Consider the following 24231-nt stretch of genomic DNA (forward strand, 5'->3'; position numbering starts at 1 on the left):
AAAGACAGCCTGCCGGGGCTTTGGTGCCCGACAGGCTGTAAATAAATGCGGACAGGCTGCCCGCCGCGGCTTATTTGTAGCCGACGCGGTCCATCAGCTTCACCGCTTCCGCCTGGCGCGAACCAGCGTTGGCGACATTGATGTAGCTGTGCTTGAAATCGCCCCAGGCAGCCACGCGCGCGTCAGGCTTGACCTTGGGGTTGACCGGGAACTCCATGTTCACGTCGGCGAACATATTCTGCGCCTTGGCGCTGGACAGCCATTCCAGGAACTTCAGCGCGCCCTTTTCGTTCTTGGCGTACTTGACCACGCCGGCGCCGGAAATGTTCACATGGGCGCCCTTGCCCGCCTGGTCGGCCCAGAAGATGCCCACCGGCAGGTTCGGCGATTTTTCCATCAGCCGGCCGTAGTAATAGGTGTTGGCGATGCCCACTTCGCACTGGCCGGCGGCGATGGCCTCCAGCATCTTGGTGTCGTCCGGGAATTCGCGGGTGGCCAGATTATCCACCCAACCCTTGACCACTTTCTCCGTCTTCACCGGGCCCAGATCGGACAACATCATCGCCACCAGCGACTGGTTGTAGACCTTCTTGGACGTGCGCAGGCACAGCTTGCCCTTCCACTTGGGATCGGCCAGGTCGGCGTAGCTGGACAACTGGCCCGGCTTCACTTTCTGGGTGTTGTAGAAAATGGTGCGCGCGCGGATGGACAGGCCGTACCACTCATGGCCGGGGTCGCGCAGATAAGACGGAATGTTGGCGTCCAACAGCGGCGACTTCACCGGCTTGAACAAGCCCATCTTGGAAGCCTGCCACAGATTGCCGGCATCCACGGTCAATAGCAGATCCGCCGGGCTGTTGCTGCCCTCGGCGCGCAGGCGCTCCATCAGCGGGCCTTCCTTGTCCGACACCAGCTTGATATTGACGCCGGTTTCCTTCTTGTAAACCTCGATGATGGGTTTGAGCAGTTGCTCGGCGCGAGCGCTGTAAACCACTACGTCTTCCGCCACGGCGTGACCGGCGAACCCCGCCAGAACGGCGGCAAGCATCAAGTGCGTTTTCAAGGTGTGTCCCCTGTTGGGTTGAGCGATAGGAATCAGAGCCTCAATCTAAGAGCCTGTTTACGATCTGCTGCGCTGCGGCGATACGGCGTTGAAAACGGCTTCGAAATGCTCATGTACCGTGTGTACATTCCGCTTTCTCAGCCGTTTTCGCCTTGTCTCGCTCTAGCTCGCAAGATCGTAAACGGACTCTAACAAAAATGAGAATGCTTATCAATATAGCAAACATCCCCGCTTTCGTTTTAATCGAAACAAATAAAAAGACCCGCCGCGGCGGATCCTTCTACAGCGTCCGGCGACGATCGCGCCGGGGCCTCATACATCCTCGGAATCGCCCCAGCCGCTGCGGTCGCCAATGTTGAACACCTTGTCTGCCGGAGCCACGTCGCCGGCGCCCAGCGTCGGTTCCGCCGCCAGCCGCGCGTAGATGGGCGCGAAGTCCGGCGCGGTGGCGTCGAACAACTGCTGGAAGCTGTCGATGACGAAATAGGTTTTTTGGAAAGTGTCGATGCGGTAGCGGGTGCGCATGATGCGTTCCAGATCGAAGCCGACTCGGTTGGGGCTGGCGCTGTCCAGGCAGTACACCGATTCGCCCTTGCTGGACACGATGCCCGCGCCGTAGATGCGCATGCCCTTGGGCGTGTTGATCAAGCCGAACTCCACCGTGTACCAGTACAAGCGCGCCAGCATCGGCAAAGCGCCCAAGGCCTTGGCCTTCATGCCGCCCTTGCCGTAAGCCTCCAGGTAGTCGGCGAACACCGGATTGATCAACAGCGGCACATGGCCGAACAAATCATGGAACACATCGGGTTCTTGCAGATAGTCCAGCTGATGCGGCTCGCGCAGCCACCAGGTCACCGGGAAACGGCGGTTGGCCAGATGCTCGAAAAACACATCGTCCGGAATCAGGCCCGGCACCGCGACGATCCGCCAGCCAGTGGCGGCCATCAGTTGTTCATTCAGCTTGGCGAAGTCCGGCACCCGGTCCGCGTCCACGCCCAGGCGCTCCAGGCCTTCCAGGAATTCGTCGCAAACGCGGCCCGGCAGCATCTCGCTCTGGCGGCGGTACAACGTGGCCCAGGTGGCGTGGTCGGCGGCGGTGTAGCGCTCCAGCGGTTGCGGCAGGGTGAAGTCCGCGCTGTCGTGGCTGAGTCCGACGTTCTTGCGCGTGGTGATGTCGGGCACGACGAAATCGGCTCGGTCGTTCATGGCGGTGGGTCCGGATATTTAGGTGGATAACTCTAGTTTAGGCCCGGAGCGATGCGGGAAGACCGCAAAATTTGCCTGTATGCGATTTTTTTTGCACACTTGCCGCATATAACTGCCATGAAATGCTCACTATGCGCAAAATTGAATTGGACCGCTTCGATTACCAGATCCTGGACGCGTTGCAGCACGACGCCCGCGTCACCCATCAGAAACTGGCGCAGCAAGTGGCTTTGTCCGCGTCCCAGATCGGCCGCCGCATCCAGCGCATGGAGGAAAGCGGCGTGATCCAGGGCTATCAGGTGGCGCTGAAGCCGGAACAGGTGGGCTTGTCGGTTATGGCTTTCGCCCACGTCAGCCTGGAGCGCCACAGCGAAAGCGCCTTGCAGGAATTCGCCCAGGCCATCAACGAGCTGCCGGAAGTGCTGGAATGCTACGCCGCCGCCGGCGAGGCGGACTATCTGCTGCGCATCGTGGTGCCGGACCTGCCCTCGCTGTCCACCTTCGTGATGAACCGGCTGATGCGGCTGTCGCTGGTGCGCAGCGTCAAATCCACCATCGCCTTGAACGCGATCAAGCAGACGATGAAACTGCCGCTCTCGTCCGTGCCGGAATGAAAAACGGCGGGCAATGCCCGCCGTTTTTGACTTCAGCCCCCTCAGCGCTTGAGCTTGGCGAACGCCGCCGCCATCGCGGTGTCGCCTGCCGGCTGCTGGCCGCGCTGACGGTCGCCGCCGCGCCGGTCCTGAACGCGCGGGCCATCGTTGCGCGGGCCGCGGCTGTTGCCGGCGCCCGGCGCGTCGTCCAGCCGCATGGTCAGCGCGATGCGCTTGCGCGCCGCATCCACTTCCATCACCTTGACCTTGACCACATCGCCGGCCTTGACCACTTTGCGCGGGTCGTCGACGAACTTGTTGGACAAGGCCGAGATGTGAACCAGGCCGTCCTGGTGCACGCCGATGTCGACGAAGGCGCCAAAGTTGGCGACATTGGTGACTACCCCCTCCAAGACCATGCCCGGCTGCAAGTCCTTGATGTCCTCGACGCCGTCCTGGAAGGTGGCGGTCTTGAACTCCGGACGCGGATCGCGGCCCGGCTTGTCCAGCTCGCGCAGGATATCCATCACCGTGGGCAGACCGAAGCGTTCGTCGGTGTAGTCCACCGCCTTCACCGTTTTCAGGAAGCCGGAATCACCCAGCAGCGATTTCATCTCGCGCCCGGTTTTGAGCACAATCTGCTCCACCACCGGATAGGCTTCCGGATGCACGGCGGAGCCGTCCAGCGGGTTATCGCCATCACGGATGCGCAGGAAGCCGGCCGCCTGTTCGAAGGTCTTGTCGCCCAGCCGCGGCACTTTCAGCAATTGCTTGCGGCTGCGGAAGGCGCCGTTCTGATCGCGGTAGGACACAATATTGGCCGCCAGCGTGGCGTTGAGGCCGGAGATGCGGGTCAGCAGCGGCGCCGAGGCGGTGTTGACGTCGACGCCGACGGCGTTGACGCAGTCTTCCACCACAGCGTCCAAGGCGCGCGCCAACTGACTCTGGTTGACGTCGTGCTGGTACTGGCCGACGCCGATGGACTTGGGATCGATCTTCACCAGTTCGGCCAGCGGGTCCTGCAAACGGCGGGCAATGGACACCGCGCCGCGCAGGGACACGTCCAGATCCGGAAACTCCCGCGCCGCCAGTTCCGACGCCGAATATACCGAGGCGCCGGCTTCGGACACCACGATCTTGGTCATCCCCAGTTGTGGATAGGCGCGGATCAGCTCCTGCGCCAGCTTGTCGGTTTCACGGCTGGCGGTGCCGTTGCCGATGGCGATCAGGTCCACGCGGTGGCGCGCGCACAAAGCGCCCAGCACCGCCAGCGAGCGGTCCCAATCGCGGCGCGGCTCGTGCGGATAGATGGTGGCGGTGTCCAGCAGCTTGCCGGTGTCGTCCACCACCGCCACCTTGCAGCCGGTGCGCAGGCCCGGGTCCAGGCCCAGGGTGGCGCGCCGGCCGGCCGGCGCCGCCAGCAAGAGATCATGCAGATTGTCGGCGAACACCTTGATCGCCTCGGCGTCGGCGGCGTCCTTGAGCCGCGACACCAGCTCCAGTTCCAGCGACAGGAAGATCTTGGCGCGCCAGCACAGGCGCACGCCGTCAAGCAGCCATTTGTCGGCCGGGCGGCCGGCGTCGCGCACGCCGAAGCGCGCGGCGATCAGTTGCTCGTAGGCGGAGCGCTCGGTAATCGGGGTTTCGTCCGGCTGGTATTTCAGCGTCAGGCTGAGCACGCCCTCGTTGCGGCCGCGCAACAGCGCCAGCGCGCGGTGCGAGGGCGTGGCGCGGATGGCTTCGCGGTGTTCGAAATAATCGGAAAACTTGGCACCCTCGTTCTCCTTACCGGCCACGACCTGGCCAACCAGCTCGCCCTCGTTCCACAGCTTTTCGCGCAACTGGCCCAAGAGTTCGGCGTCTTCGGCGAAGCGCTCGATCAGGATGGCGCGCGCCCCGTCCAGCGCCGCCTTGGCGTCGGCCACGCCGGCTTCGGCGTTGACATAGGCGGCCGCGGCGACGTTGGGGTCCTGGCTAGGGTCGGTCAGCAGGCCGTCGGCCAAGGGCTCCAACCCGGCTTCGCGCGCGATCTGCGCCTTGGTCCGGCGCTTGGGTTTGTAGGGGAGGTAAAGGTCTTCCAGCGCGGTCTTGTTGTCGGCGGCGTAGAGCGCGGCCTCCAGTTCGGGACTCAGCTTGCCTTGCTCGGAGATGCTGCCAAGGATGCTGACGCGGCGCTCGTCCAGCTCGCGCAGATAGACCAGGCGCTCGGCCAGAGTACGCAACTGGGTGTCGTCCAGACCGCCGGTGGCTTCCTTGCGGTAGCGGGCGATGAAGGGAACGGTGGCGCCGCCGTCGATCAGGTCGATGGTGGCGGCCACTTGCGCCTCGCGGACGGAGAGTTCGGCCGCCAGGCGGCTGGAAATGCTTTTCAACATCGGTTTTTATTCTTTCGAGTTGAACAAAAACCGCTACTGTACCGCCATCGCCGACAAAATCAACCGGGACGCCGCATAGCGCGTCCCGAAATCAGCGCAACCGGACAAATCAGGTGCCCGCCGCCACCGGGCTTTCCAACCAGGCCTGGGCCTCTTCCGCGGTATCGAAATACTGAGTGCGGGTATTGGACAACAGGCCGGCGATGTGGGCGGCCAGCTTGATCCACACATCGCTGACCACCAGCGCTACGCGGCCAACGTGATTTTCATGGGCGCGCATGAATTTGACCTCTTCCAACGCCATGTCCAGCGTGAAGTCCTTCAGCTCGGTCAGGTCCAGCAGCAGATCGGGCTTGACGCACTCGGACTGGCGCTTGAGCAGGGCCTCCTCCAGTAGTTTGAAGTCCGCCAGCGTGAATTCGTTATACAGCGCCACGTCCAGGCCGTAGTGTTGTTCGCGTATCGAGATCATGTCCTTCTCCATTTAACGGCGGTTTGCTTCATTGTAAATCCAGCCGGTCCGGCGCCGGCAAGCTTTTTCAGCCCTCCGCCCGAACCTGACCCAGGGTCTTGAGCCAGGCGACGAGCCGCCCGCGGGCATTGCGGCAGGGCGAGGCGGTGTTGAACTGAATCATCCGCCCGCGCGTCCATTTGTCGTACCAGGGGCGGCCGTAAAGCGCCTCATCGGAGTAGCTCTCCACCAGCGCCTCCACCCGGTGCTGGCTGTCGTCCAGCATCGCGAGTAGCCGCGCCCAGTCGTCGACATCCTCGTAATCGCGATAGAACTTCTGCGCCAGCAGGCCCAACTGATTCCAGCGGTAGCCGGTGTCGGGAAAGTCTATCGGCAAGCCTTCCCGCTCCAGCCGGTGCCACTTCAACACCAGCGCCTGCCAGCCCAACAGATAGGCTAGCAGGTCCGCGGCGCTCATGCGGCTGCCCTTGGCGTGCCCGTCCAGTTCCTGAGCGAAGGCGTGCTCCGGCGGTACCCGCGCCAGCACCGCGCGCAAGCGCCGGTACTCGTCCCGCATCGCAGCCAACAAGGCGGCCTTGTCCGCAGGCACCGTCATCGCCGTCTCCTCGCCGCGTCCGGTCAAGCGCCGGACCATGGTTGCAGCTTAACGCCGGCTGGCCAGCATGCCGCTGACGATGATCAAACCCATCGCCGCCAGGCTGGCGGCGCTGAGCGGATCTCCCCACAGACCAACGCCCAACAGGGTGGAAAACACCACGGTCAGATAAGACAGATTGGCGGCCAAGAGTTTGCGCCCCACCTTGTAGGCACGGGTCATCGCCAATTGAGCGATGGTAGCGGTGGCGCCCAGGCCCAGCAGCAGCCACGCGTTCTCCAACGTCACCGGATGCCAGCTTTCGAACAACATCAGCAGCAGACCGCCCAGCGTGGAGATCAGGGCGAAATAGAACACCACCTTCCATTCCGGCTCGCCTTGGCGGCCCAGTTCACGCACATGCAGATAGGACCAGCCGGCCAGCAGGCCGGAGCCGACGCCAAGCAAGCCGGCCACCCAGGCCTCGCTGGACAAGGTGGGCCGCAACAACAGCACCACGCCGACGAAGCCCAGCGCCAGGCCGGCCAGCGCCTGCTTGGGCAGGCGCTCGCGCAGCAGCGCCACCGACAGCAACGCCAGGAACATCGGCGAGGTGTAGTTGAGCGTCACCGCCGTGGACAAGGGCAGATGGGCAATGGCGTAGAAATACAATAGCATCGAGACGTAGCCGATCAGGCCGCGCTGAACATGGTAGCGCAACAAGGGGGTGGCGAAGCGCTCGCGCCGCCACAAGGCCGCCGCGCCCAGGGAGACCACGCCCATCAACGTGCGCCAGAACACCAGCTCGGTGGAGGAAAAATACTCGGCACCCAGCTTGACGAACACCCCCATCAAGCCGAAAAACACCGCCGCCACCACCATCCAGCCCGAACCCAGGCGCCACTTTCCACTAGTCAAACCACATTATCCTTTTCACTATTCACCCTTGTTGAACACCCAAGCGCTGTTTCAACGCAAGGCCGCCATCAGGCCGGAACCCACGATCAAGGCCATAGCAGCCAGCGACCAGCCGCTCAGCGGATCGCCCCACAACGCTACGCCCAGCAGCGCGGAAAACAGCACGGTCAGATAGCCGAAACTGGCCACCAGATATTTTCGCCCGTCTTTGTAAGCGCGTGTCATCGCCAATTGTCCCAACATGCCGCAAACGCCGACGCCAAGCAGCGGCAAGACATTGCCCGCCGTCACCGCGCTGAAACCCGGCCCCAAAGCCAGCCAGACGCCGCCGAACACGCTGGAAATGGCGAAAAACCAGAACACCACCTTCCAGGACGGCTCCCCCATCTGCCCCAACTCGCGCACCTGAAACACCGCGAAGCCGGCGCTGACGCCGGACATCAGACCAATCAGGCCGGCCAGCCACTGCTCTGAGCTGAAAGTGGGGCGCAGCAGGATAACGATGCCGGCGAAACCCAACAAAAGGGCCAGGCCGGTGCGCGGCGTTAGCCGGTCTTTCAACTTGATCACGCACAGCAAGGCGAAGAACAGCGAGGAGGTGTAGTTCAGCGTCACCGCCGTGGACAAGGGCAGCCGGGTCAGCGCGTAGAACAGCGCCACCATGGACGCGTAGCCCACGAAGCTGCGCTTGACGTGCCCGCGCCAATGCGGCGTCCGCGGCGACTGGCGCTTCCAGGCCATCGCCGCGCCCAAGGCCAGCGCGCCGATGGCGGTGCGCCAGAACAGCAACTCGGTGGAAGCAAAAGCGTCGGCGCCCAGCTTGACGAACATGCTCATCAGCGCGAAACACAGCGCCGCCACTACCATCCAGCCGGAACCCAGCCGGCCTTGGCGCAAGCGCAGACCCAAGGCCCGCGCGCCGTCGCTCAAAGCCGGTGTCATCGCTTCAACAATTCCAGCGACAGGCAGATGGCCTCCATCTGCCGACGGTAAGTTTTGAATTCAGAGGCGTTGGCGGCGCAGCGCGCCTCGGCCATGCGCTTCTTGTCCCCCAACTGGAACACATGCAGGTTATGGCGGACGATCCACAGCCGGTTGGAAACGAAGCGACCGTCGCGGTATTCGGTCACCAGCCGGCCGCTACGGCTATTGCCGCGGGCGAAATTGGCGGCTTCTCGATTGTCGCCCTCCCGGCGGTATTTTTGCGCCAGCCGGGCCAGGGTGTCGCCGCGCCCCGGCTTGCGCGAGAACACCTGCACATCAATGGCGGCGCGCTCGCGCTGATCGGCTTTGGGCGGCACCACCCGCAGCACGCGCTGGCCGTCCACCACGCTGGGACGAACCTTCCAGCCCGGCGGCACATTGAAACGCACCCGGCTCGCGGCATCGGTGTAAACGGCGGCCTGGGCCAGCGGAGCCAGCAAGGCCAGCGACAAGGGCAAACAGCGGAAAAGCGTTTTGAGCATGGAATCGGGCAAACCAGAATAAGAAAGGCGCGGACTGAGTCCGCGCCTTTGCATTATGACACTGCAAGCCGTCGCTTAACCAGCCGGCGCCTCGCCCATCTTGCGTCGATAGAACTCGTGGAAGTGCAGCATGCCTTCTTCGGTGGGCGATTGATAAGGCCCCACCTCGCTCTCGCCGCGCAGCCACAAGGCGCGTCGGCCTTCGTGCATCCGGTAGCAAATCTCGTCGTCTTCCTTGGCGGTTTCAAAATAAGCCGCCTGTTCCGCCTCGATGAACTCCGGCTCGAACCACACCACATCCTCCGGGTAGTAGAACTCGGTCAACACCGTGCACTGCTCCGGCCCGCGCGGCATCACCACGCTAACCACCAGCACATGCGGATACCACTCCACCATGATGTTGGGGTAGTAGGTCAGCCAGATGGCGCCGAACTCCGGCTGCTGATCGGCGTAGCGGCGGCGGACTTCCTCGTGCCACTTGCCGTAGACGCGGGAGCCGGAGGTCGCCAACTGATTCTTCACGCCCACGGTCTGTACATGGTATTGAGCGCCCCACTCCCACTTCAGATCGCCGCAATCGACGAAATTGCCGAGGCCGGGATGGAAGGGATCGACGTGGTAATCCTCGGAATACACTTCGATGAAGGTCTTCCAGTTGAAGGCGTACTCGGTCAGATGGCTGGAATGGTAGGCGTAGCCGTCAAAGCTCATATGTTTGGCCACGCCCAGGTTTTCCAGGTCGCGCGCCACATTACGGCGCGCGTCGAACAAGAGGCCGTTCCAACACGTCAGTTCGGTCTGGTTCAACTTCAGACACGGCGTCTCCGGGAAATGCGGCGCGCCCAGCAAAGTGCCTTCGGCGTCGTAAGTCCAACCATGCAAATTGCAGACGATATGATTGCCGTTGCCGCGGCCTTTATAAATAACGGCCTGGCGATGACGGCACACATTGGAGATCAGCTTGATCCGGCCATCCACATTCTTGAGCATCTTGCCGTGGCCCATCCACTCCAGGGTCTGATAATCGCCGGCGTTGGGCGTCATCAGCTCATGGCCATAGTAGATGGGCGCGTCTCCAAACAGCAGCCGCTGTTCCTGAGCGTAATAGGCGGGATCAAAATAGGTATAGACGGGTAGCTGGGCAGCAGATGCTTGAAGCAACTGCGCGGAAGCCAGATCAGACATTATTCCCACACCTCCGGTAGAAGATATAAGACCAGCCGAATCTCGCTTAAAACGAGTTTGCGGGACTATCAAAAACAATCAACAAAAACAAGGCCGAACCTTGCGACAGAGGGGCGGATTATGCCCCCGCCCCCCCACCGGGGCAAGCCTTTCCTCTCTGCCGGAAGCGGGTTTTTGGCGTAAAAACATCAGCTTGCCATATCCAAATCATACTTAGAATAATATTTTTGATAGGAATCAAAGATTTAGCATTCACGCTGCAATGCAATATTAGAGTCGCTTAATTCATGATGTTATAATCGTCGTCATCGCCTCCGTCCGGCTTTGAGCCGCGGCCCCATCTGGACTGTAGCCGATATGCCGTCAGTTACAATGCTTGCCCCGTAAAAGCAGGCGCAGCCACGTTTTTCGCCGGTAGCGCCGCAGCGCTGACGCCAGCTTCCGGCAATGCTATACCGATTGAAAAGCCGCGCCCGCCGCAGAGGGAATCCATCCTCGCCGCCACGGCCGCAAGCTTGGGATCAATGGCGACAAAACCGCTGATTTTTGCCTAAATGCCCAATTTAACGACTCATCGCGCCACGCGCCTGCAGCCTGCGACACCGCTCGGTCGGTGCCGGACCGTCGTTCGCGCCCATTCCCCCCGCGCGTCACAGGAAAGCCTCTGAAAACATGCAAACTTTTTTCCTCGCTCCCATCGGCTTCAACGCCGGCCTGACCTCGGTGGCGCTGGGCGCCATCCACAGTCTGGAGCAAGCCGGCCTGCGCGTCGGCTTCGTCAAACCCATCGCCCAGGGCGCGGACCCCAAGGAGCCGGAGCGCTCCACCCATTTCGCCCGCGCCATCTGCCGGCTCAATCCGCCGGAGCCAATTCCGATGGAGCGGGTGGAACGCCTGTTGTCCAAGGGCCAGGTGGATCAATTGATGGAAGAAGTCGTCAGCCTGTACCAACAGGCGGCCAATCAGGTGGACGTGGTGCTGGTGGAAGGCCTGGTGCCGGACCAGAAACAAGTGTTCTCCACCTTCCTCAACACCAAGATCGCACGCAATCTGCAAGCGCAGACCATCCTGGTCAGCGCCGCCGACAACCTGGCCAGCCATGAGATCGCCGAGCAGCTGGAAATGAGCATTCAGGCTTTTGGCGGCGGCCAGGGCGGCCAGATCGCCGGCTACATCCTCAACCGGGTGCCCAAGGACCAGAACGCTCAGGACATCGCCACCGAGGTGCTGGAAAGCGGCAGCTTGATGAAGAAGGCACGGCTGCCGATGCTGGGCGCCATCCCGCACGAGCCGGAACTGCTGGCGCCGCGCACCCTGGACGTGGCCAATCATCTGAAGGCGCGGCTGTTGCACGCCGGCCAATTGACCAGCCGCCGCGTGCGCACCATGGTGGTGACCGCTCGCACCGTGCCCAATATCGTGCACCTGCTCAAGCCCGGCGCGCTGATCATCACGCCGGGCGACCGCGAGGACATCGTACTGGCCACCGCGATGGCGGCGATGAACGGGGTGCCGCTGGCCGGCCTGTTGCTGACCTGCGATTCGATGCCCGACCCGCGCATCATGCTGCTGTGCCAGCAGGCCTTCACCGGCGGCATGCCGGTGATGGCCAGCGAATCCAACACCTTCGACACCAGCAGCGCGCTCAATAATATGAGTTTGCAAGTGCCGTCCGACGACCGCGAACGCATGGAGCGCGTGATCGAATTCGTCGCAGAGCACCTGAACGTGGCACCGCTGAAACAATACATCGGCACGCCGCAGGAACTGCGCCTGCCGCCGCCGGCCTTCCGTTACCAGCTGATGGAAAAAGCGCGCAAGGCCAATAAGCGCATCGTGCTGCCGGAAGGCAACGAACCGCGCACCATCCAGGCCGCCGCCATCTGCCACGAGAAAGGCATCGCCCGCTGCGTGCTGATCGGCCAGCGCGCCGAAATCCTGCAAGTGGCGGAAGCCCAGGGCGTGACGCTGCCGGAGTCGGTGGAAATCATCGATCCCAACGAGGTTCGCGGCCGTTACGTGCCGCCCATGGTGGAACTGCGCAAGAGCAAGGGCCTGAATGCGCCGATGGCCGAGCAGCAACTGGAAGACAATGTGGTGATGGGCACCATGATGCTGGCGCTGGACGAAGTGGACGGCCTGGTGTCCGGCGCGGTGCACACCACCGCCAACACCATCCGCCCGGCCTTGCAGCTGATCAAGACCGCGCCGGGCGCCCGCATCGTCTCCAGCGTGTTCTTCATGCTGATGCCGGAGCAAGTGCTGGTTTACGGCGACTGCGCGGTGAACCCGGACCCGGACGCCGAACAATTGGCCGACATCGCCATCCAGTCGGCGGATTCCGCCGCCGCCTTCGGCATTCCGCCGCGGGTAGCGATGATCTCCTACTCCACCGGCTCTTCCGGCAGTGGCTCGGACGTGGAGAAAGTGCGGGAAGCCACCCGCATCGCCAAGGAAAAACGCCCGGACCTGATGATAGACGGCCCGATGCAGTACGACGCCGCCAGCGTGGAGTCGGTGGGCCGCCAAAAGGCGCCGGACAGCGAAGTGGCCGGCCGCGCCACCGTCTTCGTGTTCCCGGACCTCAACACCGGCAACACCACCTACAAAGCCGTGCAGCGCTCGGCCAACGTGGTGTCGGTGGGCCCGATGCTGCAAGGCCTGCGCAAGCCGGTCAACGATCTGTCGCGCGGCGCGCTGGTGGACGACATTGTCTACACCATTGCCTTGACCGCGCTGCAGGCTGAGCAAGGCGAGTCCGCTTGAACTGAACCCGCTCTCCTCCCAACCGCCTGCCGCCAGGCAGGCGGTTTCGCCGTTCCGCGCAACACCGCCCCTCCCCTTTGCCGCCCCGCCAGGTCATGCCATTGCGTTAATTCAAACAATTGTTTTACATTGGAGCGCCATAAGAGCCGCACAACAACAAGCTGCGTCCGCAGCCGCGTCTACAACGCATCAGAGGGACACTCCATGTCGATTCAAACCATCACCGAATGGTTCATCCCGGACCGCGTCCGCCTATCCCCGGAACAAGCGATCCGCGGCCGCACCGTCGTCGGCGTCGGCCTGCTGGCCGGCCTGGTGGCGCCGCTGTTCGCCATCGAATACCTGCAACTGGGCCATCGCGCCATGGCCGCCGGCATCGCGCTAGGCGGCCTGGGCCTGCTGCTGGGGCCGCTGCTGCTCAAGCTGAGCGGCGCGGTGCGCTTCAGCGCGGAATTCATCACCAGCTGCATGTACGCCATGGTGTGCTGGATGGTCTACGTCAACGGCGGCATCCAATCCACCAGCATTGTCTGGTTCGCCGCCATTCCCTTCACCGCCGTCTTCGTCGCCACCCGCGTCTCCGGCATGGTCTGGCTGGCGCTGACCGCGGCCGCCATCGGCCTGTTCCTGTGGCTGAGCGCCCAGGGACTGCTGCCCGCCAATCCGATCCCCCACGCCGAAATCCCCAAGCTGCAGGCCAAGTCTCTGGCCGGCTTGTCCCTGGTGGTGCTGGCTCTGGCGCTGGCCTTCGACAAGGCCAAGGTCAAAAGCTTTGAGAAACTGGAAGGCGCGCGGCGCGAGGCGGAGCAAGCCCAACAGGCGATGCGGCAGCTGATGGCTCAGTTGACCCAGTCCATCCAGGCCGCTTCCAGCGCCAGCCGCGATATCGCCGGCAGCACCGGCAATATGGCCGAAACCATGGCCAGCCAGCGCGAACGCTCCGAGGACATGGTGGTGATCGCCCAGCAGATGGCGGTGGTCACCAGCCAGAACGCGGAGCAATCGGTGACCGCCACTCAGCTGGCGCACACCGCCGGCCAGGCGGCCTTGGGCGGCGGCGAGGCGATGGACCAGGCGGTGCGACAGCTAAGCAAGGCCGGCGAGGTGATTGCGCTGGCCTCGGGCCGGCTGGAGCAACTGGGCGAGCGCAGCGCCGAAGTCAGCGGCATCGTGCAACTGATCCGCGACATCGCCGACCAGACCAACCTCCTGGCGCTCAACGCCGCCATCGAGGCGGCGCGCGCCGGCGAGCTGGGCCGCGGCTTCGCGGTGGTGGCCGACGAGGTGCGCAAACTAGCCGAGCGCACTCAAAACGCCACCCTGGACATAGAGCAGAAAATCCGGCTGATCGTCGACGGCACCAATCAGGCGCTCGTCGCGATGCGGGACGGCAATCAGCAGATGCAGGCGGGCCGCGACAACTCGCTGGACGCCCAACGCAAGCTGTCCGGCATCATAGGCGAAACCGGCGAGCTGGCCAGCCTGCTCAGTCAGATGTCGCAGGCGGAAGCCAATCAAAACCGCGGCTTCGCCCAGTTCGCCAACGACATCACCGCGGTGGGCGAATCCACCCGCAGCCTGTCCGGCGAAACCCAGGCCATCGCGGACGCCATCGCCCGGCTGGACCGCTTGCTGGTGGATCTGGGCCAAAACACCCGCCACCTTCAAACGCAAAACGCCGTGGCATGAAAAACGCCGGCCTTGGGCCGGCGTCGTCCTTTGGACAAGCGAACGCCCTTACTGCGGCAACTCGCTATTACTGAACACCTCCAACTGCACTTGCTTGACCCGCTTGTCCGCGGACAGGCGCTGTTGCAAGGACAGCAATTCGACCTGGGCCGGCGCGTCGAACACCACCACGCTCTGAGTGCGGTAACGCACGCTCAGGCTGTGGTCGCGCGCCACCGCGGCTTCGTCGCGCGGCGAAGCCAGCTTCACCATCACCACGCCGCTGACTCTGGACGGAGCCAGCTCGCCTTCGGAACGCAACACGTCGCCGCGCTTCAGCGTCACGCCGCCGTCGCTCGTCGCCGAGCGGGCGCTGACGCCTTGCGGCAGCTTGCCGGCCGGCGCCGCTTGTTTGTAATAGGTCTTGCCGTTGATCACCAGCGGCTGGCCGCTCGGCTTCTGCTTGAAGGACGGAACGTCGGCGGCCTGAGCGCCGGCGGCCAAGGCCAGCAGGCCGGCCAGAATCAGGGAATGTTTCATCGTTATGCTCCTTTGTGGCCGATGAAGCGGATGGACCAAGACCGCAGAGTGCCGGTGGCGTTGGGCAGGCTAAGCGTGTTCTGGCCCTGAGCGTTCCGGTAGTCGTAATAGTACTCGGCGCCGTTGGTGTCGATCACGCGCAGCCGCCATTGGCCGCGCGCCGATTCGCCGTAGAAGTGGTTGGACAACAGGCGCTGCTGGTTCAGGCCGTAGCTCTCGTTCACCAGGCCGGTGCGCGGCGACAGCAATACCGAGCGGGTGCCGGCCGGCGAGATCAGCTCCACCGCCAGGTCGTTGGCGCGGCCGTGCTTGGCGTCCACCAGCACCTGCACCGCTTCCACCGTCAAATCCTCGGCATGGGTGTACGCGCTGTCCAACCCAGCCTCGCTGGCGTCCGGAATCGCCTTCATCACCGACACCGTCTGCCAGCGCGTTTTCTCCAGCGCCGCCAGCGGCTTGTGAGTGCGGCCCAGCTCCACCGCCTTGTCCACATCGATCAGGCCAAAGCCGTAGAACGGATGGAAAGCGAGGCCGGCGGCGTTGTTCTGCCACCCCGGCAAAGCCTGGTAGCTGTGTGCGCCGCCCTTGGCGTCCTTGAACGCCAGGGTCACGCCGGCATGGTTGGCGTCCACTTTGCGCGCCGACTTGATCAACAGCTCGCGCACATCGCGCGCGCTCAGGTTGGGATAAGCCGACATCAGCAGAGCGAACGACCCGGAAGCCGCCGGCGCCGCGGCGGAAGTGCCGTTCATGGTGCCGCGGTAATCGCAGTTCGGGTCCAGCGCAGTGCCGCCGTGCAACTGATTGGTGGACGGACGCAGCGTGGAGTTGGAACCTCGGTCGCAACCCACCAGGTCGGTGGTCACCATCGCCGGACTAGCGGTGCCGTACTCGCCGCCCGGGGAGGTCAAGAGCACGTTGGCGCCCACCGAGGAGTAAGACGAGCGCACGCCGTCGGCGTTCAGCGCCGACACCACCACGTTCCAGTAGTTGCTGTTGTCGGTGGTCAGGTTGGAATCCTGAATCGGCAGGCCGTCGTTGCCGGCCTTGGCCAAGACATAGGTGGGTTTGCCGTCATTGTCCGAGCCGGACTGAAAGCTGACGTAGGCGTTGCCCGCCGACTTGACGAACACCGCGCCCTTGCCGCCGTTGCTGCGCAGGCTAACGTCCTCATGCGCCTCGTCGCGCACCCGCAAGGTCATATCGGTGTCTGGATTGCCCGGAATCGAACGGATCGCCGAACTGCCGTAGCTCTGGTTGAACACGCGGGAACTGGTGGACGATTGGCCGGCGCCGTCGCTCGGCGATTTGCCGTGCGACAGCATCCAACCGGCGGTGGTCTGCGCCTTCAGCCAGTTGAAGCCGTTCAAGCTGGCCGCCGGCGCCACGCCACGGCCGCCCAGATTGTTGAAGCCCACCGCGGCGGCGATGCCGGCCACGGCCGTGCCGTGGCTGTCAGTGGCCGCGCTGGGGGTCGGATCGTCGCTATTGTTGGCCAGGTTCTTGGAGCCGGGCACCACATTGCCAGCCAGGTCCGGGTGGCGGATCTCCAGGCCGTCGTCGATAACGGTCACCGTCACGCCGCGCCCCTGGATACTGCGCGAATGGCTGAGCGCCAAGTTCAGATCGATGCCGGCCACGCCGCCGCGCTGCGAGAACGCGTTCTGCCCCGTGTTTTGCAGGAACCATTGCTGGGACACCAGCGGATCTCCCGCTTGCAAGGGCGTTGCGGCCTGACCGGCCAGGGACGCCAGGGCCAGCGAAACCGCGCCCACCGTGATATGGATACGCATTGCATCTCCTAAGTGTCGAAACTGCTGTCGATAGAGAACAACCGCCGCGAGTCCGGGGCTGCCACCCCATCGCTCTCGGCCATTCACCGCCGCCTGCCAGCGGCGGTGAAATCCTCGGTTCTTCGCCGGCGCCCAAACCCGGAACACTAACCGCCCTGCTCCGGGCGCCATGCGGCGAACCTGCGTCGGCGCTCGCGCCGGGCCGCCTAGGCGGCCTCCATCACCGCGCTCCGGCCGGCCCAAGCGGCGTCCGCCCAAGCAGTGAACCATCAAAATCAAAAATGCCAAAGTCCTATTTATTTTTATCGTATATAAAAATTTCATAATACAAAATGCAATAATTCCCATTCTCAAATATGACAAATGAAAGCAACAAAACAAGGGAAAGGGTGTCAAAATCAACCGCTTAGCATGAGACATCCAATAATTACCGCAGCGCGATGGCGCAACGGCCAGCCGCCCTAAACACCGCCAGGCTCGGAGATGAACGTCAGGATTTGTCAGACAGAAGCGCTAAGGAAGAGAAGAAAAAGGAACAAATAAAAAACGCCCCGGACGGGGCGTTTTGATTGGAAGACGATGCCGACGCGGGGTTTAGTCGCGTTCGCCTGCAAAGGCCAGCAACAGTTGCAGCAAGCTGGTGAACAGGTTGTAAATGCTGATGTAGATCGACAGCGCGGCGGAAATGTAGCTGTCCTCGCCTCCGTCCACCACCACCTTGACCTGCCACAGAATCATCAGCGAGCTGAACAAGGCGAAAGCCGCGGAGATCATCAGCTGGAAGGCCGGCATGCGCAGGAAGATGTTGGCCACCACCGCCACCATCAGCACGATGGCGCCCACGGTCAGGAAGTTGCCCAGGCCGGTCAGATCGCGCTTGGTGGTGGTGGCGATGCCCGCCATCACGAAGAACACCAGCGCGGTGGCCGCGCCCGCGGTCATAATCAGCTGGCCGCCGTTGGAAAACTTGAACGCCAGTTGCAACAAAGGCCCCAACAGCAAGCCCATCAGGAAGGTGAAACCCAGCATCAGGAACACGCCGGCCGAGCTGTAGCGGTTTTTCTCGATGGCGAACACCAGACCGTAGAACACGGCCAGGATCGCCAACATGCCGATGATGGGGCTGCCGGCCAGGAAGCCGAAATTCATATTGGTGCCGACAATGGCTCCCATCACGGTGGGAATCATCGACAGGCCCAGCAAACCATAAGTATTGCGAAGAACCTTATGGCGTACCTCGGCCATACCGGTCGTCTGATAGGCCGTCTCAAGGTTCGGGTGCATAATTAAGCCTTTCTCCAAAGGGATTTTTATCAAATTGTACCGACAGTGACAGCCGCCGTGGCAATAAGTTTCCCGGCGGCCCGGCTTGCGCCGGGAAAGCGCTTCGGGTATTCTTGCACTCCCTTGCAAATGAGGGCTGTCGATCTAATTTGCAAGCGGCATCAAAGCGAAAGTGGCGGAATTGGTAGACGCACTGGATTTAGGTTCCAGCGCCGCAAGGCGTGAGAGTTCGAGTCTCTCCTTTCGCACCAACCCTGATTGCACCCATACCTCTCGAAAACGCTTCGGCTAAGCCACCTCCCGCAATAGCAAAGCGACTCGGCTGAACACGCTATTTTCCGTTTATCTTGCATTATCTTTGTCCCGCCCACGCTCCAAACCGTTCCTCAGGATCTGTTCAAAACCTGCTGCGCTTCAGCGATACGTCGTTAAGAACAAGCTCAAAATGCTCATGCACCGTTTGTACACTCCGCTTTCTCTGCCGTTTTCGCCTTAGCTCGCAAGAGCGTAAACACGCTCTCGGGGCCAGCAAACGCACGCCATGAAAAACGCCCTCGAAGGCGGCGGCGCGTCGAGGGCGTTGGATTCAGCGCAAGGGGATCAGGCGCTGGCGGCGGTTTGCTTGTCCATCATGATTTTCAGAATCTGCACATCGGTCTGCACCATGCCCTGGCTGGCCAGCTTGCCTAGGTTGGCGATGGAGGCGTCCAGTTCGCACTCGACGATGCCGTCGCTGCCGGCCACGCACACCCCGTCCAGCGCCATCAACACCGCCTTGTAGGCGGAGCCGGCCGAGGTGGACACCTTCATCGCGCAGCTATTGGACGCGCCGTCGCAGATCATGCCGGCCAGGTCGCCTATCATGCTCGAGATCGCCATGCCGGCCACCGCGTAGCCACCGCCCAACAGATGGGCCATGCCTGCCGCCGCACCCATGGACGCGGTGGTGACCGCGCACAGCGCGGACAGCTTGGGCAGCCGGGCGTGGATGTAAATCGCCATCAAGTGAGACAGCATCAGCGCCCGCGTCAGCGCCTCGCGGTCGGCGCCGACATGCTCTGCCACCACCACCACCGGCATGGTGGCGGCAATGCCCTGATTCCCGGAGCCGGAATTGCTCATCGCCGGCAGGGTGGCGCCGCCCATGCGGGCGTCGGACGCCGCCGTGGTGCGGGTAAGGATGCGGGTCAACAGATTGTCCGACAGCAAACCGGCGCTCACTTGCTTGTGCAGTGTTGCGCCGATGTGCAGGCCAAACTGCCCCCCCATGCCCGCTCGCGACAGCGCCTCGTTCAGCGTGGCTGCCTCGTGGATGAAGTCCATGGTCTCCAGCGGCGCCTGGGTGGAGAAGTCGTAAACATCCCGCGCCGTCGCGTCGGAAAAGTCGTACGCGGCGCCGGCCTGGCCGGAAATGTCGAGTTCAGCGCGGAACAACGCCGCGCCATTGCGCTCGATCAGCACCACATTCGTATGAGAGTCCGCGATGCAGACCCGCGCCGTCTCATCGCCGGCGAAAACCCGGGCTTCCGAATACAGGATGTTGGGCACGTCCGCGATGCTCAGCGTCACGCGATGCTCGGCGAGCATGCGCTTGGCCGCGTCCACCGTTTCACCGCTCAAACCCTTGAGCACCTCCAGCTTGCCGTCCGGGTCGCCGCCCAGCGCGCCCACCGCGGCGGCGATCTGCAAGCCCACCGCGCCGGTGCCCGGCACCGTCACGCCCATGCCGTTTTTCATCAGATTGGGCGAAACCCGCGCCTCGATGCGCTCTGGCGCGCGGCCCAGCGTCTTGGCGGCGATGGCACAGGCCAGGGCCAATGAAATCGGCTCGGTGCAGCCTAGCGCCGGCGCCACTTCCGCGCGCGCCGCCTTGACGAACTTCGGCCACAAATCGGTATTGAGAGTTGGTGTACACATAATGATTACGCTTTCAAATCAAATAAATGCCTTGCCGCCGCCACAAAGCGGGCCGGCGGCGAAAATCAGGAGAAAGCCAGAAACGGCGACACGCAGAGCAACAGGCCGGTGGCGATGATGATCTTGAGCGCGGCGCCCTTGTATTTGTGCAGAAAGGGCACCTGGTAAACCAGATAAGCCGGGATCAAGCAGCCCACCAGGCCGAAGACCGGGCTGCAGATTGAAGTGAAGCTCAGCACCGGGGCGTTCAGCACGATGGCGCCCCAGGACAGCAAAACGGTGAACACCATGATGCCCTTGGCCACCCACTCGGTACGGATGCGCTCCTCCGGCATCGCCCGGCGCAGCAGATTCATCGCCAGGCCCTGACAGGCCTCGCGGAAGCCCAGATAAACGCCGAAATACGCGGTCATCACCGCGAAAATATTCAGGATCAGGCTGAACAGCTTCACCATATCGCCCGGCATGCTGCTGGCCACCATGGCCAAAGCGGAAATGTTTTCATGCGAGGCCTTGACCGCCTGCTCGTGCCCCATCGCCAAAGTAAAGGACACCGCATAGAAAAAGACGGTAACGAAGAGAATGCCGAAGGCGATGTTCATCGCCCGCATCGCCTTGTACTGCGCCACCTTGCGCGACTTTTCCCGCGCGCGGTAGGAAATCACCATCGGGCTCAGGCTTTGGATGAACAGAATGGAGGTCAAGGTGAACGGCAGCATGATGATAGCGTCCTTGACCAAGCTGCCCAGGGACGGGAAAGCGCCCACATTGACCATTCGCCATTCCGAAACCATGGCCAGGCCCAGCACCGCCACCACGCCCAGCTTGGTCAACACCATGCCGGTGGAAATCTTGAACAGCAGTTGCTCGCCGCGGGAGGCCAGCGCCACCAGCAGGCAGATCAGGCCCAAGCCATAGAAGGGATTGGCGGACAGCAAGGTCTTGGTGACGCCGAAGCTGTGCAGAAAGGAGGCGCTGTCGTTGGTGATGGCGGTCGAATACACAAAGACCCAGATCACCAGCATGATGAAGTAGAGCGCCCCCAGCAGAATGCCCCAGTTCTTGCCCAGATAGCCGCTGATCACGCTAGGGTAGTCCTTGCACTCGGGGGACTCCGCCAGGGTGTTGATGAACAGGCGCTGAAACAAATACATCGCCGGATAGCCGATGACGGACGACAGCAGGAAAACCCACAAGCCCATCAGCCCCACCTGAACCGGCAGAAAAACAATGCCGGCGCCTATCGCCATGCCTATGCTCATCACGACCCAACCGCGGTCGGTGCCGTCGAAACGCACCGCCTCCCGCCATTCCGCTTCGCTCATGCCCGCGCGCTCGGCAGCGCTGGCCCTGGGCTTGACGCCCACTTGGGTGATGTCCATACTCGTTGTTCCTTTAGTGGTTCATCTGCTGTCTCAAGCCCTCCGGCGCCAACCGGATGCTTGAATTTCCCCGCTGCGCTGCGCCAACAGCGCGGGAAGGGATTCTCGGACGCGTATCGGAAGCCCTCAGTCGCGACACTGCTTCAGATAGCGGTAAAGAGTGGGTTCGGAAATCTCCAGCGCCTGCGAAGCCTTGCCGACGAATCCGCGGATAGAGAACAAGCCCCGCTGATTCAGCTCCCTGATCACCTCCAGTTTTTCATCGCCGGACAAGCGCGTCGGATCGATTGCGTATTGCTCCAGCACGCCTTGCATAATCCCCACGCCAACATCATCGATGCCTAGCGACAAGGTTTCCTGAGGCGAGTCGTGAGACAGCTCCGCCGGCAGCAGAGCCTGCACCGCCTCCAGCGCGCGTTTGTAGCGGCTGTCGTCGGAGTTGACGCAGAGCATGGCCTGCACGCGGCCGGCCTCGTCCTTGATCACCAGGGTGGACGAACGCAGCGACACCCCGCCTCGGGTCTTGCTGCGGTAGTTCAGCCGATAGTTCTCTCCTCCCTTGACCGAGCACTCCCGCGCCATGCTCAAGGCGAGGTCAGTGGCCGGCGCGCCGACGCTGCGGCCGGATACGTGCCCATTGCGAATGATTTTGAGCGAGGCGCTGGGATCGGACAGATCATGCACAGCCACCTCGCTGTCCGGCCCCAACAGGGCCGACACGAAATCGGCGAGCACTTCGGCGTCTAGTTGCAGTTTCATGGCGATGACAAAAAAATTATCACGGCGAGATTCTATGCATCACCATTCATCCATGTCATGCGCAACCACGAGCGCATTTGATGCGCGTCAAACCCATTCAGGCCGCCGCCTGCCGCCTACGCGGCGCGCCATGAAAAAAACCCGCCAAAATAGCGGGTTACACAATATAGAAACGGCCGTCCGGCCTTTACGGAGTTGAACGCCGGACAGCTAGGTCAGAGCGCTTCCCTCTTTAAAAGTCACAAAGCCTCATCCACCGACAACCCCCTGACGAACAAATCCACCGGCGTGTCCGGAATGAAGTCCAGACGCACCTGCCCCTCCACCGCAAAGCCCAGCTTGCCCAGCACGCGCGCGGACCCGGCGTTGTCGGGGTGCACCAAGCCTACCAGCCTATCCAGCGCGTAGACGTCCCGCGCCAGACGCAGACAGGCGCGGCCGGACTCGGTGGCGAGGCCCAGGCCCCAATACTCGGGCAGAAGTCGATAGCCCAGTTCCACCGCCCCCACCGCCGCCATGTATTTCAGGCCGCTGAAACCGATCACCTCGCCGCTGTCCTTCCACACGCAAGCCAGCCGGCCGAAGCCGTACCGCTCGTAGTCCGCCAGCGGGCCGTCGCGCATCGCCTGCAAGGCCTGTTCGCGCGAGCCGAAGGGCGTATTGCCGACATAGCGGATGGCCTCGGCCACGGTGCCGAGCCGGTAAAAAGCGTCCAGGTCGTTTTCGTCGAAGGGCCGCAGAATCAGACGGCCGGTATCCATGGCTTGCATTGTTTATCCCCTTTATTCCCCGTCTCATGACGATGGAAACAATTTGCCAGCAATCCCCCGTCCTCGCCAGATTTTTGCACCGCAACAAATCCGCGCGGCAGCCGCGCCCGGCGGATCAACTGATATACTGTCGCTTTGATTTTCCCCGCCGCAGAACCCCGCCATGAACGATCTGTTTGCCAATGAACCGAAAAAACCGCTGGCTGAGGCGCTGCGTCCCGGCCGCCTCGACGAGGTGATCGGCCAGCGGCACCTGATCGGCCCCGGCAAGCCGCTGCGGCTGGCGGTGGAAGCGAGCACCCCGCACTCGATGATTCTGTGGGGCCCGCCCGGCGTAGGCAAGACCACGCTGGCGCGCATACTCGCCGCCAGCTTCGACGCCGAGTTCATCCCGCTGTCGGCGGTGTTCTCCGGCGTCAAGGACATACGCGAGGCGGTGGAGCGCGCGCATGCCGCGCTACAGCGCTCCGGCCGCCACACCATTCTGTTCGTCGACGAAGTGCACCGCTTCAACAAGAGCCAGCAGGACGCCTTCCTGCCCTTCGTCGAATCCGGCCTGCTGACCTTTATCGGCGCCACCACGGAAAACCCCTCCTTCGAAGTCAATTCCGCCTTACTGTCTCGCGCTCAGGTCTATGTGCTCAATAGCCTGGACGAGGAAGAGCTACGCCAGTTGTTCGAACGCGCCGCCGCCAACGGCGCGCTGGAGGGACTGAGCTTCGACGACGCCGCCATCGACACCCTGACCGGCTACGCCGACGGCGACGCCCGCCGCTTCCTCAACCTACTGGAGCAGACCCGCACCGCCGCCTACGCCCGCAAGACCGGCCAGATAGACCGCGACTTCCTGTCCGAAGTGCTGACCGTCAACGCGCGCCGCTTCGACAAGGGCGGCGACGACTTCTACGACCAGATCTCCGCGCTGCACAAATCGGTGCGCGGCTCCAATCCGGACGCGGCGCTGTACTGGCTGACGCGGATGCTGGACGGCGGCGCCGACGCGCGCTATCTGGCGCGCCGGCTGGTGCGCATGGCCTGGGAGGACATCGGCCTGGCCGATCCGCGCGCGATGCAGATCGCCAACGACGCCGCCGCCACCTATGAGCGCCTGGGCAGCCCGGAAGGCGAACTTGCGCTGGCTCAAGCCGCGCTGTATTTGGCCATCGCCGCCAAGAGCAACGCCGGCTACAAGGCGTATAATGAGGCCCGCGCCTTCATCAAGCAGGACAAATCCCGGCCGGTGCCGGTACACTTGCGCAATGCGCCCACTCGGCTGATGAAGGAGTTGGGCTACGGCCACGAATACCGTTACGCCCATGACGAACCCCATGCCTACGCCGCCGGCGAGACCTATCTGCCGGAAGGATTGGAGGACATGCGCTGGTATCAGCCGACTCCGCGCGGACTGGAAAGCAAAATAAGGGACAAGCTGGATTTCCTGCGTCAGCTCGACGACGACGCCCGGCAAGACTCCGAATAAGTGAAAGAAACAGGACCAAC

Annotated in this window: 20 protein-coding genes and 1 tRNA gene; 5 read left to right on the top strand and 16 right to left on the bottom strand. The window is 62.9% G+C overall.

Going from position 1 to position 24231, the window contains the following annotated elements:
• Positions 1 to 70: 70 nt before the first annotated feature.
• Positions 71 to 1063, bottom strand: a complete 993-nt coding sequence (locus tag HA052_RS12155) for an extracellular solute-binding protein (protein WP_081545883.1) — start codon at positions 1061 to 1063, stop codon at positions 71 to 73.
• 312 nt (positions 1064 to 1375) lie between these two features.
• On the bottom strand, positions 1376 to 2269 hold the full coding sequence (phhA, locus tag HA052_RS12160) for a phenylalanine 4-monooxygenase (RefSeq protein ID WP_166452127.1): 894 nt from the start codon (positions 2267 to 2269) through the stop codon (positions 1376 to 1378).
• A 131-nt stretch (positions 2270 to 2400) separates the two neighbouring features.
• Here phhA and HA052_RS12165 point away from each other — a divergent pair, with 131 nt between their 5' ends.
• Positions 2401 to 2883 carry an Lrp/AsnC family transcriptional regulator gene (locus HA052_RS12165; RefSeq protein WP_227104270.1) on the top strand — a complete coding sequence of 161 codons (483 nt, stop codon included), beginning with the start codon at positions 2401 to 2403 and terminating at the stop codon, positions 2881 to 2883.
• A 41-nt stretch (positions 2884 to 2924) separates the two neighbouring features.
• On the opposite strand, the gene HA052_RS12170 is transcribed toward HA052_RS12165, so the two are convergent.
• The 7 genes from HA052_RS12170 to HA052_RS12200 form a co-directional block, all read right to left on the bottom strand.
• Positions 2925 to 5237 carry a Tex family protein gene (locus HA052_RS12170; protein WP_166452128.1) on the bottom strand — a complete coding sequence of 771 codons (2313 nt, stop codon included), beginning with the start codon at positions 5235 to 5237 and terminating at the stop codon, positions 2925 to 2927.
• Between the two features lie 109 nt (positions 5238 to 5346).
• Positions 5347 to 5709, bottom strand: a complete 363-nt coding sequence (locus HA052_RS12175; protein WP_081545927.1) for a SpoIIAA family protein — start codon at positions 5707 to 5709, stop codon at positions 5347 to 5349.
• A gap of 67 nt (positions 5710 to 5776) precedes the next feature.
• Positions 5777 to 6304 (bottom strand): ClbS/DfsB family four-helix bundle protein, encoded by a 528-nt coding sequence (locus HA052_RS12180; protein ID WP_166452129.1) that lies wholly within the window; start codon positions 6302 to 6304, stop codon positions 5777 to 5779.
• Between the two features lie 48 nt (positions 6305 to 6352).
• Entirely contained in the window at positions 6353 to 7165 is an 813-nt protein-coding gene (locus HA052_RS12185; protein ID WP_166452183.1) for a DMT family transporter, read from the bottom strand.
• A gap of 87 nt (positions 7166 to 7252) precedes the next feature.
• Positions 7253 to 8143: a DMT family transporter gene (locus HA052_RS12190; RefSeq protein WP_240937349.1), complete on the bottom strand. Its 891-nt coding sequence runs from the start codon at positions 8141 to 8143 to the stop codon at positions 7253 to 7255.
• On the bottom strand, positions 8140 to 8667 hold the full coding sequence (locus HA052_RS12195; RefSeq protein ID WP_048415453.1) for a hypothetical protein: 528 nt from the start codon (positions 8665 to 8667) through the stop codon (positions 8140 to 8142). Before HA052_RS12195 ends, HA052_RS12190 begins: the two co-directional genes overlap by 4 nt.
• A gap of 75 nt (positions 8668 to 8742) precedes the next feature.
• Positions 8743 to 9852: an aromatic ring-hydroxylating oxygenase subunit alpha gene (locus tag HA052_RS12200; RefSeq protein WP_166452130.1), complete on the bottom strand. Its 1110-nt coding sequence runs from the start codon at positions 9850 to 9852 to the stop codon at positions 8743 to 8745.
• A gap of 672 nt (positions 9853 to 10524) precedes the next feature.
• On the opposite strand from HA052_RS12200, the gene pta reads away from it, so the two are divergent.
• A complete protein-coding gene (gene pta / locus HA052_RS12205; protein WP_081545896.1) occupies positions 10525 to 12618 on the top strand; it encodes a phosphate acetyltransferase in 2094 nt (697 codons plus the stop codon).
• A 204-nt stretch (positions 12619 to 12822) separates the two neighbouring features.
• Positions 12823 to 14307, top strand: a complete 1485-nt coding sequence (locus tag HA052_RS12210) for a methyl-accepting chemotaxis protein (RefSeq protein ID WP_166452131.1) — start codon at positions 12823 to 12825, stop codon at positions 14305 to 14307.
• Between the two features lie 48 nt (positions 14308 to 14355).
• Here the strand turns inward: HA052_RS12210 and HA052_RS12215 are convergent, their stop codons facing one another.
• From HA052_RS12215 to HA052_RS12225, 3 genes are all read right to left on the bottom strand, one after another.
• Positions 14356 to 14826 carry a serine protease external chaperone gene (locus tag HA052_RS12215; protein ID WP_166452132.1) on the bottom strand — a complete coding sequence of 157 codons (471 nt, stop codon included), beginning with the start codon at positions 14824 to 14826 and terminating at the stop codon, positions 14356 to 14358.
• 2 nt (positions 14827 to 14828) lie between these two features.
• Positions 14829 to 16619 (bottom strand): S8 family peptidase, encoded by a 1791-nt coding sequence (locus tag HA052_RS12220; RefSeq protein WP_166452133.1) that lies wholly within the window; start codon positions 16617 to 16619, stop codon positions 14829 to 14831.
• A 594-nt stretch (positions 16620 to 17213) separates the two neighbouring features.
• Positions 17214 to 17903: a Bax inhibitor-1 family protein gene (locus HA052_RS12225; RefSeq protein ID WP_166452134.1), complete on the bottom strand. Its 690-nt coding sequence runs from the start codon at positions 17901 to 17903 to the stop codon at positions 17214 to 17216.
• Between the two features lie 166 nt (positions 17904 to 18069).
• On the opposite strand from HA052_RS12225, the gene HA052_RS12230 reads away from it, so the two are divergent.
• Positions 18070 to 18154: transfer RNA gene (locus tag HA052_RS12230), tRNA-Leu, on the top strand.
• A gap of 349 nt (positions 18155 to 18503) precedes the next feature.
• Here HA052_RS12230 and HA052_RS12235 read toward each other — a convergent pair.
• The 4 genes from HA052_RS12235 to HA052_RS12250 all read right to left on the bottom strand — a co-directional run bounded on the left by HA052_RS12235 (position 18504) and on the right by HA052_RS12250 (position 22731).
• Positions 18504 to 19820, bottom strand: a complete 1317-nt coding sequence (locus HA052_RS12235) for an L-cysteine desulfidase family protein (RefSeq protein ID WP_166452135.1) — start codon at positions 19818 to 19820, stop codon at positions 18504 to 18506.
• 65 nt (positions 19821 to 19885) lie between these two features.
• Complete coding sequence (locus HA052_RS12240) at positions 19886 to 21202, bottom strand: SLC5/6 family protein (RefSeq protein WP_166452136.1); 1317 nt, start codon at positions 21200 to 21202, stop codon at positions 19886 to 19888.
• 126 nt (positions 21203 to 21328) lie between these two features.
• Entirely contained in the window at positions 21329 to 21961 is a 633-nt protein-coding gene (locus tag HA052_RS12245; protein ID WP_166452137.1) for a helix-turn-helix transcriptional regulator, read from the bottom strand.
• Between the two features lie 239 nt (positions 21962 to 22200).
• Positions 22201 to 22731, bottom strand: coding sequence for a GNAT family N-acetyltransferase (locus tag HA052_RS12250; protein WP_166452138.1), 531 nt, complete (start codon positions 22729 to 22731; stop codon positions 22201 to 22203).
• A 163-nt stretch (positions 22732 to 22894) separates the two neighbouring features.
• On the opposite strand from HA052_RS12250, the gene HA052_RS12255 reads away from it, so the two are divergent.
• The gene (locus tag HA052_RS12255) at positions 22895 to 24211 is read left to right on the top strand and encodes a replication-associated recombination protein A (RefSeq protein WP_166452139.1); all 1317 of its coding nucleotides are present in this window, start codon (positions 22895 to 22897) and stop codon (positions 24209 to 24211) included.
• Positions 24212 to 24231 lie beyond the last annotated feature (20 nt).

This window comes from Chromobacterium fluminis (assembly GCF_011602385.1).
GTDB classification, from domain to species: Bacteria; Pseudomonadota; Gammaproteobacteria; order Burkholderiales; family Chromobacteriaceae; genus Chromobacterium; species Chromobacterium fluminis.

Excerpts from the sequence above, each read along its gene's own strand:
- HA052_RS12185 (WP_166452183.1), bottom strand. The coding sequence starts at position 7,165 with ATGGTGGTGGCGGCGGTGTTTTTCGGCTTGATGGGGGTGTTCGTCAAG.
- HA052_RS12200 (WP_166452130.1), bottom strand. The coding sequence starts at position 9,852 with ATGTCTGATCTGGCTTCCGCGCAGTTGCTTCAAGCATCTGCTGCCCAG.
- HA052_RS12165 (WP_227104270.1), top strand. The coding sequence starts at position 2,401 with ATGCGCAAAATTGAATTGGACCGCTTCGATTACCAGATCCTGGACGCG.
- HA052_RS12180 (WP_166452129.1), bottom strand. The coding sequence starts at position 6,304 with ATGACGGTGCCTGCGGACAAGGCCGCCTTGTTGGCTGCGATGCGGGAC.
- HA052_RS12225 (WP_166452134.1), bottom strand. The coding sequence starts at position 17,903 with ATGCACCCGAACCTTGAGACGGCCTATCAGACGACCGGTATGGCCGAG.
- HA052_RS12240 (WP_166452136.1), bottom strand. The coding sequence starts at position 21,202 with ATGGACATCACCCAAGTGGGCGTCAAGCCCAGGGCCAGCGCTGCCGAG.
- HA052_RS12245 (WP_166452137.1), bottom strand. The coding sequence starts at position 21,961 with ATGAAACTGCAACTAGACGCCGAAGTGCTCGCCGATTTCGTGTCGGCC.
- HA052_RS12215 (WP_166452132.1), bottom strand. The coding sequence starts at position 14,826 with ATGAAACATTCCCTGATTCTGGCCGGCCTGCTGGCCTTGGCCGCCGGC.
- HA052_RS12195 (WP_048415453.1), bottom strand. The coding sequence starts at position 8,667 with ATGCTCAAAACGCTTTTCCGCTGTTTGCCCTTGTCGCTGGCCTTGCTG.
- phhA (WP_166452127.1), bottom strand. The coding sequence starts at position 2,269 with ATGAACGACCGAGCCGATTTCGTCGTGCCCGACATCACCACGCGCAAG.
- HA052_RS12170 (WP_166452128.1), bottom strand. The coding sequence starts at position 5,237 with ATGTTGAAAAGCATTTCCAGCCGCCTGGCGGCCGAACTCTCCGTCCGC.
- HA052_RS12175 (WP_081545927.1), bottom strand. The coding sequence starts at position 5,709 with ATGATCTCGATACGCGAACAACACTACGGCCTGGACGTGGCGCTGTAT.
- HA052_RS12250 (WP_166452138.1), bottom strand. The coding sequence starts at position 22,731 with ATGCAAGCCATGGATACCGGCCGTCTGATTCTGCGGCCCTTCGACGAA.
- HA052_RS12255 (WP_166452139.1), top strand. The coding sequence starts at position 22,895 with ATGAACGATCTGTTTGCCAATGAACCGAAAAAACCGCTGGCTGAGGCG.
- pta (WP_081545896.1), top strand. The coding sequence starts at position 10,525 with ATGCAAACTTTTTTCCTCGCTCCCATCGGCTTCAACGCCGGCCTGACC.
- HA052_RS12235 (WP_166452135.1), bottom strand. The coding sequence starts at position 19,820 with ATGTGTACACCAACTCTCAATACCGATTTGTGGCCGAAGTTCGTCAAG.
- HA052_RS12210 (WP_166452131.1), top strand. The coding sequence starts at position 12,823 with ATGTCGATTCAAACCATCACCGAATGGTTCATCCCGGACCGCGTCCGC.
- HA052_RS12220 (WP_166452133.1), bottom strand. The coding sequence starts at position 16,619 with ATGCGTATCCATATCACGGTGGGCGCGGTTTCGCTGGCCCTGGCGTCC.
- HA052_RS12190 (WP_240937349.1), bottom strand. The coding sequence starts at position 8,143 with ATGACACCGGCTTTGAGCGACGGCGCGCGGGCCTTGGGTCTGCGCTTG.